At 51.0% G+C, this 13399-nt stretch carries 11 protein-coding genes and 3 pseudogenes; 7 read left to right on the top strand and 7 right to left on the bottom strand.

The genetic code is table 11. From position 1 onward, the window contains the following. The first annotated feature begins 123 nt into the window (after window positions 1-123). Window positions 124-1743: an ABC transporter permease gene (locus tag QA600_RS20225; RefSeq protein WP_278293733.1), complete on the top strand. Its 1620-nt coding sequence runs from the start codon at window positions 124-126 to the stop codon at window positions 1741-1743. Between the two features lie 447 nt (window positions 1744-2190). Beyond that, window positions 2191-3048, top strand: a complete 858-nt coding sequence (locus QA600_RS20220; RefSeq protein WP_278293732.1) for an ATP-binding cassette domain-containing protein — start codon at window positions 2191-2193, stop codon at window positions 3046-3048. A 204-nt stretch (window positions 3049-3252) separates the two neighbouring features. On the opposite strand, the gene QA600_RS20215 is transcribed toward QA600_RS20220, so the two are convergent. Then, complete coding sequence (locus QA600_RS20215) at window positions 3253-4062, bottom strand: aldo/keto reductase (protein ID WP_278293731.1); 810 nt, start codon at window positions 4060-4062, stop codon at window positions 3253-3255. 684 nt (window positions 4063-4746) lie between these two features. On the opposite strand from QA600_RS20215, the gene QA600_RS20210 reads away from it, so the two are divergent. The 3 genes and pseudogenes from QA600_RS20210 to QA600_RS20200 all read left to right on the top strand — a co-directional run bounded on the left by QA600_RS20210 (window position 4747) and on the right by QA600_RS20200 (window position 7321). Further along, window positions 4747-5967 carry a substrate-binding domain-containing protein gene (locus tag QA600_RS20210; protein ID WP_278293730.1) on the top strand — a complete coding sequence of 407 codons (1221 nt, stop codon included), beginning with the start codon at window positions 4747-4749 and terminating at the stop codon, window positions 5965-5967. Window positions 5968-6049: 82 nt separating this feature from the next. Further along, a pseudogene (locus tag QA600_RS20205) lies at window positions 6050-6253 on the top strand (helix-turn-helix transcriptional regulator); the annotation flags it as partial. 111 nt (window positions 6254-6364) lie between these two features. After that, window positions 6365-7321 (top strand): transcription initiation factor IIB, encoded by a 957-nt coding sequence (locus tag QA600_RS20200; RefSeq protein ID WP_278293729.1) that lies wholly within the window; start codon window positions 6365-6367, stop codon window positions 7319-7321. A gap of 71 nt (window positions 7322-7392) precedes the next feature. Here the strand turns inward: QA600_RS20200 and QA600_RS20195 are convergent, their stop codons facing one another. Continuing rightward, window positions 7393-7665 carry a HalOD1 output domain-containing protein gene (locus QA600_RS20195; protein ID WP_278293728.1) on the bottom strand — a complete coding sequence of 91 codons (273 nt, stop codon included), beginning with the start codon at window positions 7663-7665 and terminating at the stop codon, window positions 7393-7395. A 121-nt stretch (window positions 7666-7786) separates the two neighbouring features. After that, the gene (locus QA600_RS20190) at window positions 7787-8260 is read right to left on the bottom strand and encodes an HTH domain-containing protein (RefSeq protein ID WP_278293727.1); all 474 of its coding nucleotides are present in this window, start codon (window positions 8258-8260) and stop codon (window positions 7787-7789) included. Window positions 8261-8331: 71 nt separating this feature from the next. Between QA600_RS20190 and QA600_RS20185 the strand changes: the two are divergent. Then, window positions 8332-8534: pseudogene (locus QA600_RS20185) on the top strand (IS630 family transposase); the annotation flags it as partial. Between the two features lie 9 nt (window positions 8535-8543). On the opposite strand, the gene QA600_RS20180 reads toward QA600_RS20185, so the two are convergent. Beyond that, a complete protein-coding gene (locus tag QA600_RS20180) occupies window positions 8544-9221 on the bottom strand; it encodes an IS6 family transposase (protein WP_278293726.1) in 678 nt (225 codons plus the stop codon). 716 nt (window positions 9222-9937) lie between these two features. Between QA600_RS20180 and QA600_RS20175 the strand changes: the two are divergent. After that, window positions 9938-10174 (top strand): annotated as a pseudogene (locus tag QA600_RS20175) (helix-turn-helix transcriptional regulator); the annotation flags it as partial. 576 nt (window positions 10175-10750) lie between these two features. Here the strand turns inward: QA600_RS20175 and QA600_RS20170 are convergent. The 3 genes from QA600_RS20170 to QA600_RS20160 form a co-directional block, all read right to left on the bottom strand. Further along, window positions 10751-10978 (bottom strand): hypothetical protein, encoded by a 228-nt coding sequence (locus QA600_RS20170; RefSeq protein WP_278293725.1) that lies wholly within the window; start codon window positions 10976-10978, stop codon window positions 10751-10753. 854 nt (window positions 10979-11832) lie between these two features. After that, the gene (locus QA600_RS20165) at window positions 11833-12027 is read right to left on the bottom strand and encodes a hypothetical protein (RefSeq protein WP_278293724.1); all 195 of its coding nucleotides are present in this window, start codon (window positions 12025-12027) and stop codon (window positions 11833-11835) included. A 485-nt stretch (window positions 12028-12512) separates the two neighbouring features. Further along, a complete protein-coding gene (locus tag QA600_RS20160; RefSeq protein WP_278293723.1) occupies window positions 12513-12929 on the bottom strand; it encodes a TRAM domain-containing protein in 417 nt (138 codons plus the stop codon). Window positions 12930-13399 lie beyond the last annotated feature (470 nt).

Genomic DNA, 13399 nt, shown 5'->3' with positions numbered 1-13399 from the left:
CCGTACGCCCAATGGGAAGGCTCTCGGCAAAATAGACGTTGAAGCCATCGGTAACTGCATTGTGTACTGTGTGCTCTCGCGCCAAACCAAATGTTTATATTGCATGGTGGGGATTGTTGTTCCATGGCAAGCGAGGGAGCGACTGTCCCCGTAGAGCGGAGACTAGCATCCATAACCAACCTCTTCCAATACCGCGAATTCGGCGCGTTACTCGCGGTGATCGTGCTTATCGCGGTTGGTGGACTCGTTCGATCCGATGTGTTCTTCACCTCAGACAATATCCTTGGGATCGTACGAAACGCCGCAGTGGTGTCCATCATCGCGTACGGTATGACGCTGTTGATGGTCTCCGGGGAGTTTGACCTGTCCGTTGGTTCGTTGATGGGGGTCGCCGGTGCACTTGTAGTGACGATGTACACAGATGGATACCCGTTTCTGTTGGCTGTCCTCCTGGTTTTGTTCGGTGCAGCAATATACGGTATCTTCCAGGGCCTGTTGGTCACGAAGTTTGGACTTCCATCGCTGATCGTTACGATTGGTACGCTCACACTTCTACAGGGGGTTCTGTTAGTGATCCTCGGCAATATGACTCAATCTATTCCGTCAGCTGATTATCCACAATTACTGTTCTACTTTGGGGGTGTTTGGGAAGCAGGTTGGATACCTGTTATCAACCAGTTCCCCGTACAGATTGTCTGGGTCGGTATCTTTCTAATTGCTGGTTGGTACATCTTGAATCGAACTCCATTCGGTTACCGCTCCCAGTTTACCGGCGGCAATCCTGACAGTGCGAGTCGAACCGGGATCGATACAGATCGAGTCAAGATCGCGAACTTCATGATTGTCGCTGTACTGGCGGCGTTCGCCGGTATTTCGCAGGTTGGGTTTACGCAGGCTGTCTCGCCGACAACCGGACAGGGAATTGAACTAATCGTTATCGCTGCGGTCGTCATCGGTGGCACGAACCTCTTCGGTGGTGAAGGTTCCATGCTTGGCGCTCTTCTTGGCGCTCTCGTGTTCGCCTTAACGGAGAACATTCTGGTATTAGCTGGACTCGGTACTCAACTATTCGAGATCTTTACGGGGGTCTTCATCATCGCTGCTGTCTTCATTGAGGCAGCCAGCCAACGGACGCGACTCTCAGTGGTGAAGCAACAATACGTCGACCCAGTAGGATCGATCGTCACCTCCCCCGTTTCGTTCTTTAAAAAGGTCCGGACCGACGTTCGGGGAGTCGAGATGCCGCTGACTTTCCTCGCAATCAATACATTGGTTCTTACGGCTCTTGCGCTGGTTGCAGTCGGTGTCACCTCCCTTATGACCGGATGGGAATTCTCCTTAGCGTTTGTCGATGCAGGCCCAGGAATGATTGGCACGATGCCTGTCCTAATGTTCGGAATTGTCTCGGGGCTCACATTTCTCACGGCTGTCTTCGTTCACACGGTCGGTAACACTCTGGAATCGATCGAAGACTTCGATATTACGCTCCAAGCAGTTATGTTCAGTTTTGCACCTGCAGTGTTATTGTTCGTTCCAGTCGTGCTCGCTGGCTTTGCCTTCCTGCTGGAGGTCGTCTTTGCGGCGTTCGTAGTTGCTTCCTTACCTGCACTCTACTTGCTCTACAGGGCAGCAGAATCGCTCTTCGGATTCTCGAGCCAAAACGCTCTGTTCACCGTTGCTGGCACGGTCGTCTGCTGGGGAATTGTTGGCGGCTTCGTAATCATCCAGCTTCTGCTAACCTGAGATCCTTCTTTTATTGATTAGTTTTGCTGAATTCGATTCGTGTCGGTGTCTGGTGCCGCTCACCATCACCTTGAGATAACACTTGGCTGATTCTCTACTTTGCAGATGGTACTCTACGCGCTCATCCCGAAGGCTCAATTCGGCCGTTTCCTCTGATGGTGTATTGGGCACGAATGAACCCAGTCAATGTATTAAGAAACCCTTCGGTGTTTGTACTAATATTAGAATTAAAGAAACAATGAATGTACAGTATACATCTTTAGACGCAGATTCGAACATAACTTCAGATGCTTTTCCGATCTACCAGAGGCAAGAACCCGAACACAATAGGAAAACCGTGATGCGAACCTACAGCATTTCATTTTACGCTTAACGACAAACGAATAACCGTGCACCTCTTCTCGACACGACGGCACATTTAATATGATGGACCACGCGTGCTAGACCATGTCGAAGGCCGAAGATAGCGACTCAGACGAGACAGTTACCGGTTCGGACTCAATTAGTACCGCCAGGACGATTAACAACGAGGACGTGCTCATCAGGGCTAACGATATGACGAAACATTACGGGGGTATCGTCGCACTTGATGGGATTGACATAGAGATACAAGAGAACGAAATTCTCTCGATCGTCGGTGATAATGGTGCTGGGAAATCGACGTTTATTAAGCTCCTTTCGGGGGTCATCCCGGCTACGCGTGGTGACTTTTTCGTCAAAGGAGGCAATGGTGAACTCGAAAAAGTCATTCTGGGATCAGCAGCTGATGCACAAGATGCGGGTATCGAGACCGTCTTTCAGGACATGTCGCTTTCAAAACAACACGATGTTGCTGCAAACGTCTTTATGGGTCGCGAGCCCCTCGAAGACGGACCCACAGGGAAACTTTTGCGACGTATTAATCGCGAATATATGAACGAAAAGTCGGTAGAAGCACTTGAGGAAATTGGATTCGAGATTGATCCAACTGCTACGACCGGCGACCTTTCAGGTGGACAGCAACAGGCGGTTGCTGTTGCTCGTGCTCTAATCTCTGACCCCGATCTCGTGATTCTTGACGAACCGACCGCTGAGGTCTCGGTTGATGGCTCCCAGAAGATTTTGGATCTTATCAATAGTCTTCAAGAATCTGGAAAGACTGTTCTTTTTGTCACCCACAATATGGAGGAGGTCCTGGATGTAGCCGATCGGATCGCGATCCTTCGGCAAGGTAACCTCGTCACTATACTAGATAATGACGGTAATGTTGATCGTGAGGATCTTGTTGCCTACATGACGGGAGCGTTGACACCAGACGATCATTGATGCTTGTTGTGGGATCGGGGCTGACCTCGTAAATTTTGACGAATAGCTCCGTTTTATATACAATGGGTATTCGGACAGCGGTCAGCAACAAACTGGGATGGTACTCGACAACTAAAATGCAAAACATGGACTCGAGTCTCAATGGATGTGCGTGTGCTTCAGGAATCAAATGAAGAGACAACAAATTAGTTCGTGTTTTCCCTCCTACTCCCACTCCATCCACGATGGGTCTTCGTATCGTTTCTGCTGGTCGAGGCTGTCAATACGTTCAATGTCTTCGTCGTCAAGTTCGAGATCAAGCGCACCAAGATTACTCCGAATGTGTTCGGATGATTTCGACCGAGGGATGGGGATTACACTGTCTTTCGATAGGAGCCAGGCAAGACTGACTGTCGCTGCGTTGGTGCTGTGTTTCTTGGCGACTTCCGTTATTTCCGGGACGTCAAAAACTTCGCCCTGAGCAATTGGGGAGTAAGCAACAAAATGTGCATTGCGATCCTGCACAGCCTCGCGGAGGTTTTGTTGAGGCAGAAGAGGATGCATTTCGGCTTGGAGAGCAGATAGTGGCACGTCCAGTAGGTCATCGGCTAAGTCCAGATCGTTCGGCGTATAATTGCTTACACCGACCTGACTGGCAATGTCTTGGTTGACAAGCTCGTTGAATACGGGTAGCACCGTCTTGATATCGTCTTGACCGCGAGGCCAATGGTGATAAAGTAAATCGATCGTCTCGATACCGAGTTTGTCGAGACTCTCTTGCACGCCGGATCGAATGTAGTCAGGAGTCTTTTCGGGTTCTTCAAAGTGGGCGATCTTTGTAGCGACGAATAGTTCGCTGCGCTCAACATTCGCACGACGTATTGCCTCACCCACTTCCTCCTCATTTCCGTACAGACGAGCAGTGTCAAGATGTCTATAGCCGGCGTTGATTGCGGCTGTGATTGCATTGATTCCCTCTTTGTCTGTCAGACTATACGTTCCGAAACCGAGCCTGTAGGAGTCTTGATCGAGCACATACGACAATTTGAATGCACCTTCTTAAGTCTAGCTATCTTAGAGGGTAATTCGTTCTACTCCTCACTTGCGAACCGTTGTTTGAACCTCTCAAACGAACACTGTATATTGATTTGCAATCTTCCTTTTACCATTTTAGAACTTTACAATAGTACCTTTGTATACAAAGGCCGTTTGCCTCCATCCTATCTGTATACATAAGTACTATTGTAAAAGGATTCAGCGTGGGGCTCAAACACGACCGTGGCCCGTCGAAGTAGTGGTTTCCACTGCGTCCAGATATCATCTCACCTCTGATACAGCTATACGGGGGTAGAAACTGTTAACACTAATCATTTTGTCTGAATCTTTGATGATTCAAAACCTTCTGAAGGGGTACTAAAGTCTCTAACCGAATTGGATATATTATGGAAGGGTAAGCAGCTGCAATATTGTCTATTTGAGACCTACAAACTGAATACGGTTTATCGCTCGAGTTGATAACACGTGATCCCCGTCCGTACTTCTTAGAAGGCCGCTTCGACGGATCGTTTGGCCTTATTACTACTATGCTCGCTCAGGTGTTTGAGGGCCTCAAACAAATTCCAATCCTGTAATCACTGTCCTAGTATCGAGCCAATACCGTTTTGGAAGCCGTCAAATGTGAACATTTATTATGCCCGAGTCTGTTTAGGGAGATAGAGTATGCCAGAGGATGTCAAGCCTAGGCAAGAAGACGGAATTGTGTCGATAGAGCTAGGGGTTTCGCGACGAAAACTCATGAAGCAGCTCGGGGCAGCTGGGATGATTGCCGGGTTAGCTGGCTGTAGTGACCTTCGTGCAGAAGCAGAGGCAGAAGGCGACACCGGTGGTGATCCGGTCGACGATAGTGGTGAACTGCCGGAAGCATTGCGAATTCCATTCGTTCCCCCACCAACTGAAGATGATATCGACTTTGAGAATCCGCTCGATGAAGAACGAGAGATGGTGTTCGTTAGCCATGTAGTCGACGAATTCTTCACTTCAGTGATCGCTGGGGTCAATGATGGACTGAATCAGATTGGTTGGACAGGTGAATTCCTTGGTCCAAGCAGTCACGATAACGAGGAGCAGGTCGAAATGCTGAACACTACGGTTGATCGTCTTGAGGCAGGCGAGTCTGTTCTAGCGACGAGTGTTCAGGATGGACCAATGTATGAATCTCCAGTCATGCGAGCAGTCGACAATGATATCCCGGTTATTCATTTCAATACGACTGTCGATGACTGGGACTTTGATTTCATGGTAGAAGAGTTCGGATACGTCCAACCTTATGTTGGACAAGATATGGTCTCAGCGGGGATGGCTGTTGGATTGGAAGCCCATGAACGAGCAGAGGAAAAAATAGGTGATGAGCAGCTGGTGGTTCAACCAACTATTGGTGTACCAGGTCATCCAGCGCTTGAAGCGCGCGCTGAAGGGATTCGGGCGGCACTTGAAGACCAAGATGGTATTGAAGTTCTCGAAACACTTAACGTAAGTGAGGATCTTTCCGATGCAACGAATCGGATTGACGACGCTTACCGTTCCAATCCAGATATCAACGTTATTGCTGGGACTGGTCAGTGGGGTGGAATCGCAGGTGCCACACTTGTCGAAAACGAGGGTCTTGAGGATGAGATGGTCGTTGGTGGCTTTGATCTTAACAATGCTACGCTCGGAGCTATTGAACAAGGTTATCTCGACTTCTCATCCGGTCAAGATGGGTATAGCCAGGGATATATCCCAACTCAATTAGCATGGATGTATATGGAACGCGGTATCCCAATGAAAAACTTCGATACTGGAGTCACAGTCGTTGACGAAGAAAACGTTGACTTCGCAATGAGGCGCGACGGTATGTGGGACGATCTTATTGATTATCAGGATTCTGAGTACGATGTTTAGGGAAAAGCAATTCACCCCTAAGGTAGTGTTAGCTAAGCCGGCTTGAGAAAGCAACAGGCAGCAAAGCAACCCTCATCACGTTAAGGAACTCGAGACCTATTATGAGAAGGAGATCCACCACGGTCGTCTGTATCCAAACCTAGATACAGTCATTGACAAAGGATTGATCGATAAAGGATAGTTTGATCGGCGAACGAACGTCTACTACCTCACCCGGCGTGGACGTTGTGAAATCAAAGCTCACCGAGAGCGGGAGAACCAGTACGTTGCTGATCTGTTCGACTGAGGTCTCTTCTAGTAGAAAACTCAAGAGCTCGGATTGCACGAACCGTATTGGCCGTATATCTGCTATTGATAAAACAGGGGTTTAAGACTCTCTGGACATAGATTCTTTCGTATGGAGCGTGCTACGCGTCAGCGCGAATCAAGATCGGTCGAAAAAGATCGGGAGTCGGCGAATGAGCAAACGTGCGATGAGTGCGGTTCAAGCGCGCTTACGACGAGTGATGATCAAATTGAACTGGTCTGTGAGAACTGTGGGTTAGTTGTTGAGACGAGAAACATCGATCACGGACCGGAGTGGCGGGCTTTCAATCACTCGGAACGAAACAATAAATCTCGAGTCGGAGCGCCAACGACACAAACAATGCATGATAAGGGCCTCACGACAAAGATCGACTGGAAAGACAAAGACGCCTATGGCCGCTCGTTGTCCTCGGAAAAGCGCACCCAGATGGGACGCTTGCGCAAATGGCAGGAACGGATTCGAACAAAAGACGCTGGTGAGCGCAATCTGCAGTTCGCACTCAGTGAGATTGATCGGATGTCTTCGGCGCTTGGCGTACCACGGTCGACTCGTGAGGTCGCCAGCGTTGTCTATCGGCGGGCGCTGAACGAAGATCTCATTCGTGGGCGTTCAATCGAAGGCGTTGCGACAGGCTGCCTGTATGCTGCCTGCCGACAGGAAGGTATCCCACGTAGTTTAGAAGAAGTTGCCGACGTCTCACGAGTGGGCAAGAAAGAAATCGGACGAACGTATCGCTATATCGCGCAGGAACTCTCTCTCGAGATGCAACCAGTGGATCCGAAAGAATACATCCCAAGGTTTTGCTCTCAGATTGGTTCAGGTGAGGAAGTCCAGTCGAAAGCCAGAGAGATTATCGATACCACCGCAGAGCAAGGGTTGCTCTCCGGAAAGTCTCCGCCTGGGTACGCCGCTGCTGCGATCTACGCCGCCAGTCTTCTATGCAACGAAAAGAAAACACAACGTGAAATCGCCGAGGTCGCGCAGGTGACTGAAGTAACGATTCGGAATCGATACCAGGAGCAGATCGAAGCAATGGAGCTTCACTAACTGTCTTTTGAGATCGTAACTGTTGCTCTGTACTCTGACTGTTGGTGCCGTGCTCATCCTCTCTCACAAATCTATGTGGTTGAGGAAACGGTGATATCACCGTTTTCACTGATGGTAACAGTATAGCCATCGTACTGGAAAGTAATCGACTCAAGTGTAGAGTCACAGCTGTCCGCGATGAGCGCGTTCAGGGCATCGGGATCAATTGCATTATAGAGCGGTGGCAGATCAATTGGATCCGTATTCGAAACTCTGGCGACTTCGTAGACAACATCGGTTGTGAGCTCGTTTCTCGGAGTAGTTCCTGTCGGCTTGCTCCTGTCGGTAGGCGGTGTCTCAATCATTGTCCTTTCACACGCTTCCCCCACTGATATTCTTTGGCCATGGTGTCATTGCTTGTGTTTTTGATCGTTGCGGTATACTCACTACAAGACGAGACGGATAGGCTACAGGCAGTTCAATGAGCTAGTTTTCCGTTGGTGTCTCCATATTGTCAATTTGGAGAATAAGCACGTTGTTCGTGTCGTCCTTGCCGTCGATGGTTCCTTCGAGGGTAAGATTCGAAAGTGGAGTCGGACCGACGGTAACCATCTCTCCCTCGTGAAAGTCCTCGATCGAGTCCTGGATGTGGATTTCTGCCCGACAAAGCTCGGGATGGTGAACACTCGAGAGATTGATCTCTTCGATGACAACGTCCTCGAGGGACTCGCCATCATGCTCGAGCGGAACTGATGCAGGTTCGTCCATCTGCTGGATCTCGAGGGCTTCGTAGGCTGCTGCGGTCGGTTTGTAACCCCCTTTCGGTCCAGGTACTCCCTCAACCAGCTGAAGCGCCTTCAGACTCTGCATTTGGTTGCGAATCGTTCCTGGATTGCGATTAATCTGCTCGGCGATATCCTCACCTTTGACTGCACCTTCGGACTCATTATGAAGGTTCATCTACTACTATCGGTAGTTCCGGTACTGTAGTAATCGTTAGAACTTTCCGCCCAAAAACGTTGAGTAGTCAAATGGACCATCTTGACGAGATATCTGTCGATGAACTCCAGGATGCTCTCGACATGTCGAGGGAAACAAGCCGACACAACGGTTGTTAGAAGCAATTGCGTACAAAACGGCGTCACACAGACCGAACTTGCTGAGTGGCACGGTACCGGTCGAAGAACAGGCTGTGACCGATGTACATTGGTCTGGGAGAAAACGAAAGCTCTCAGGGCACTGTCTAGTTCTGCACCTCCTCGATCGGCGTCTTTTCGTCGAGAGTTTGGTGCGGTCTCTGGCGGTTATAGTAGTGCATGAATTGTTCAAACCATTCGCGTGCACTCGCCCGACTGCCCACCCACGAGTTGTGGAAGCGGTCGATGCGCATTTTGAGGGTGTGAAACCACTTTTCGATGAGGTTTCGCTCGGTATAGTTGACCCGACCGCACAACCCTAATCGAGCAAGGGCAGTCCGATAGCCGAATTGATCGACGAGAAATACGGTGTCGGAGAGATCGTATTTCTCGTCGAGTCGATGCAGAAACGCAGCTGCCGGATCGGTTCCGTGCCGACCAAACAACGCGACATCGAGAATCAGCTTCGTTTCGGTGTCTATTGCAGCGTACAACCAAGACCACTCGCCATTGATCTTGATAGCGGTCTCGTCAACCGCGACCCGCTTCGGCTGGGCCTCAGGCGGGTCGTGCCCGCTGTCAGCCAACCGATGTACCCAGTTCCAGACCGCTCCGTGAGAGCGCTCAACGCCTAATTCAGCGAGAATCGTTGTTGTCTCCCGAAGAGAACAACCGGTCTGATGGAGACGGACGGCGAATACCCTGACGGGCGTCGCCGTCCGCTCGTTCTCCCAAGATTCTTCTAAATCCGCATCGTAGCTCTCGCTGAGCAGGTCTGCGAGCATTAATCCAAATCAACTCAACGGCCTGCTCACTTCTCAAACTGGCTCAACTAGACAGTGCCGGTTCTTTGATTCGCTTGCTGAACTGACAACAGCGATCGATACCGCTCTTGGTCAATCCTCTATTTCAGAAATGAGCAACCATTTCTAATGTCTACGATGGGTGTGAGACCAAACGGTTCCTCGGGTTGCTCACCGACAACGAGAAAGATCGTTCAGCGAACGACTAGCGATTTGGAACGTATTACCTGTTAGTTCGGTAGCGTCTGGATAGCGAAGAACAGTCCACTAATTCGCGTTAACATTCTCTAATTTGGCTCCACAATCTATGCGTTCAATATCCCTTCAGGCCATGATATCGAGTGCCCGCAAGGGCATAGGTGCAATCTCCAGTTGCCAGTCAGCTGAAGGAACGTCTCCCCCCTTCCTTCGCTGCTGAGTCGTTGCACCAGCATCCCACCTACTGTTCCCCCACCCTGTCGTTTTGTGATTTGAGCGGGAGAATATCTCGAGATGACTTTCGTTCTGAGCACGCTACGCATCTCGAGCTATAGGGACTCATCTCTGGGCAGTAAAGATGGGAGCATCACTGCTTCTTAACCAACACACGAGGGGGAGTCGTCACCCTTTGTTGGTTAAGGGCTTTCGCTAATTCGATCAGTAAATTGCTACCTGAGTAGCAACGTTGTCGAGACTCTCGAGTATCTTGCTTCGGACTCCTCGAGGAGCCACACGGCCTGGCAATCAAAGACGAGCTTGAGGACTACTATGAGAAGGAAATCCATCACGGCCGGCTCTAACCGAATTTTGACACGCTCGTCGACAAAGGATTAGTCGAGAAAGGCGAGGCCGACCGCCGCACCAACATCTACTCGATAACGCAGCGCGGAGCGCGAGATATCGAGGCCCGCCGCGACTGGGAAGACCAGTACGTGGACGACCTCATCTCTGAATAACCGTTATGTGCTATTCCAGCTGGCCGACTGCCGGAGAACCACTCGGTGATCGAACGATAACCTGGCGACGGTCCGTGGAAAGGTAGCACCCCATGACTTACCTGTGTGGCGGCCCGCGGATACACGATGGCATCACCTGATGTCCAGCAGTCGCTGTCGGCTATCGGATGTAAGGCGTGCCAGTCTGCCGTCCAATCTGGCGGGGGGCAAGAGGTGTCGTTTCTCCTCCTGGATCAGCTTACGATCCCTGTCCTCAGCTGCGATGAGCACCTCGAGCAGTTCTCATCGGTCTGTGGGTTGACGTCCGAGGACACTGCCGATCTCCTGCATCATCGACCGGCCGGCGGAGTGTCGTGCCCTAGCTGCCGTCTCGCTCCGTACAATGTGCCGCATCCTCTGGTCCAGGTTCAGGACGGGGTTATCCTCCCGATGGCGTGTCCGAAGCACCAGTCCGAGATCGTGCAGCGATTCTATACTGGGATTCAGACACAGCACCAGTTGACAGTCGGACTCGATACTAGCACATCCCTCTGAAGAGGACAGCGGGTGGACTGCAGACCTGGAAGAATCGGAAAGTCAGGTTTCGGGGTGGTCATACCGGTTCCACCGGTACTTGCCTGTCCGCATCACCCAGTACCGGCCGTCTGCCTTGAGAAGATCGTCATTGCTGACCGCCGTCGAGACGAGGTCCGGGACACTGGTGCTGGTGATACTGCGGTCACGTGCGAGGTCCGTGATTTCCTCGAGAGTGGCACCTGGATTCTCCGCGACAACCTCCAAGAGCCGGTCGTAGTCCTCAGTCATGGATCAGGATATCCGGTACATAGCGATTGCGTCTGATCCGCAGGTAGGACAGGCTTCGGTGTCCTCACTCACGGAGGTTCCGCAGTGGCGACATTCGTACACGACTTCTGGCTGCTGTGTCCAGGACAGCACTCGGTCTACACGTTCAAATAGCATAGAGAGGGAGTCACTCCGGGTTTACGACGTCCCGGCATTTGGGGCACTCGGCGTATACTGCTGGTCCTGTTTCTGTTTCGTATTCAACGATTACGTTGGCCGTCGTGATCTCGGCTTGGCAGAACGGGCATGTACCGAGAGATGGTGGGTTCGCCGTGGACATGAGTTGGTAGAGGCAGTGTGTGGAAAGGAGGGAGCGCGTGTGACTTGCAACAGGGTGGTGGTGTGTCCGCTCCCCCTATTGCCAGTATCGTAGCCGGATTTGTATATAGGCGAGCCAACCACAGTGAAACTGAAACTCGAGGTTGGGGACTGGTCTGTCAGCGAACGATCTGGTGTGATAGGCACTATCTCGTTGAGTGCCTCGTCAGCTAACGTTTGTCCGCCGGGCGATCGATTCTCAGCTACCTACGGGCAGGTTAGATCAGAGGCTGAGAAGTACGCTTGATAGTTAGCAACTGACTGGCTGCCTGAGGCTAATCACAAACTCGAAGAGACGAGTGACGACTACCAACACTTGATGGAATCAACACGGATGTTGATCGAAAATACCAATAAATGACGTACAATAAGACGACGAGTTCAAACGCAGCGAGGCAATAAGTCGACATACGACATCCAATCCGAACAAAAGTATGGCTTCAAACGATCTGCTTGTTGACAAGTGTTCCGTCTGTGAAACGTATTTTGTTGTCCACTCAAGTGCCGATCTTCAGCGGCGGCTCAACGCCCACGAGTTCGAAGAGCACGGGAAGATCCAGCCCTCCCGGGTTGATCATGGCGCAACTGACTACCGATAGAGCATAACCTGTTTTCTCCGTTGTGTCCTCGGGCGTCCTAACCCGACTGCTGAAGACGTCGCTCCTTGTGCAGAAATCCTCGAGTATTCCCACACTGAGGACGCTGTCGAGTACCAGCGCGTCAACTGGCCAGATACCGAGGCTGGACGGCAAGCTCGATGTGGAGTGAGGAAACAGACGAGGAATGACTGGCCGCTCGAGGAGAGCGAACTGAACTAGGCGGATGGGGTTCAGGTCGGTCTCATGTCCAAAGCAGAGACCACCTGGATAGAATTGTCCGATATTCGAATCACTGTATTTATTCAGACGTCTAAATCGACGGGTGTATTTCATAAATGGAGCATAGCTAGAGCGATCTTGAACGCATCTGGAGGAAACCTTTCCTCGAAATATGATGTTCTCAGACTCGGAGGAAGAGTGTCGGTCCACCAGCTGGCGATGACAGCAGTCCTGCTTCGATTAACTGTCTAGCCCTTGAATTTCTTCAAACTTGGCTGACCTACCGAGTCGATCTCAGCAGGCCAGAACATAGCCCAATCGGAACTCTCGGAGTTTCGAATCGAGTTTTCGTTGACGTATTACGGATCCTCGCGCTCGAGGATTTCGGCGAAGGCTACGTTCTCCCGAACGTCGGTGACTTCGACCTTGACACGATCTCCCCGCTTCGTACTGGGAACGATGATCACGTATCCACATTCGACACGAGCAATGCCGTCGCCCTGTTCCCCGATGTCCTCGATTTCGAGGGTCCGTGTTTCGCCTTCCGTGGCCGGCGGCTCAGGATGGGAGGTTTTAGGTGACTCCTGGTTTTGCTCTGATCGGTTGTCTGAATCTGTAGTCGATGAGTGAGTTTGAGAGAGGACTGTTCGGTACACTTTGTCTAATTCCACATCACCATCCCTGAGTTCGCGTTTCGGGACTTCGATTACGTATGAGTCGCCTTGCTCTTCGACCCCGGCACTAAATACACACAGTAGTTTTTCAGAAATTTCCATTATACTGGGTCTTCTCTAATAGAGAGACAGGCAGCACCTTCAGTCCGGCGGATGAAGCAGTGGAGAGTTCCAACTGGCCTGAAGTGCTGAACTAGCCAGCAACAATTGAGCGTCCCGTGAATCGCACGGACTGCTAGTCAGGATTCAAAAACCACTGTCGGATCCGACGATAAATGCCCTCTCATCGAGAACGCACAACTCGAGGTCGGGTGGGAAACCTCGAGTGATTGTTCGGCGTTGCGGTGGTTCTGTGCTGGGATAGATTCTGCGGCGTCGGTGAGTTGGTTAACTTCGGCTCGACAAGATGTTCACTTCGACGCTGCAAACGACTGCAGCATGGTTAGGTGGTTATCACCCTATCATCGGTATGTCGCTACAGAGCGTTTTACCCCACGATCGCGTCTGTGGCGATGTTTCCACCCTCTCCCCCACTTCCATAACGGCTAAGAGACGGTGCAGTTCGCTTTCCT

Origin of the sequence: Natronococcus sp. A-GB1 (assembly GCF_029688845.1) — an archaeon.
In the GTDB taxonomy this organism is placed as follows: domain Archaea; phylum Halobacteriota; class Halobacteria; order Halobacteriales; family Natrialbaceae; genus Natronococcus.
Note: the sequence above shows the minus strand (reverse complement) of the source record. Positions and strands in the feature narration are given on the sequence as shown.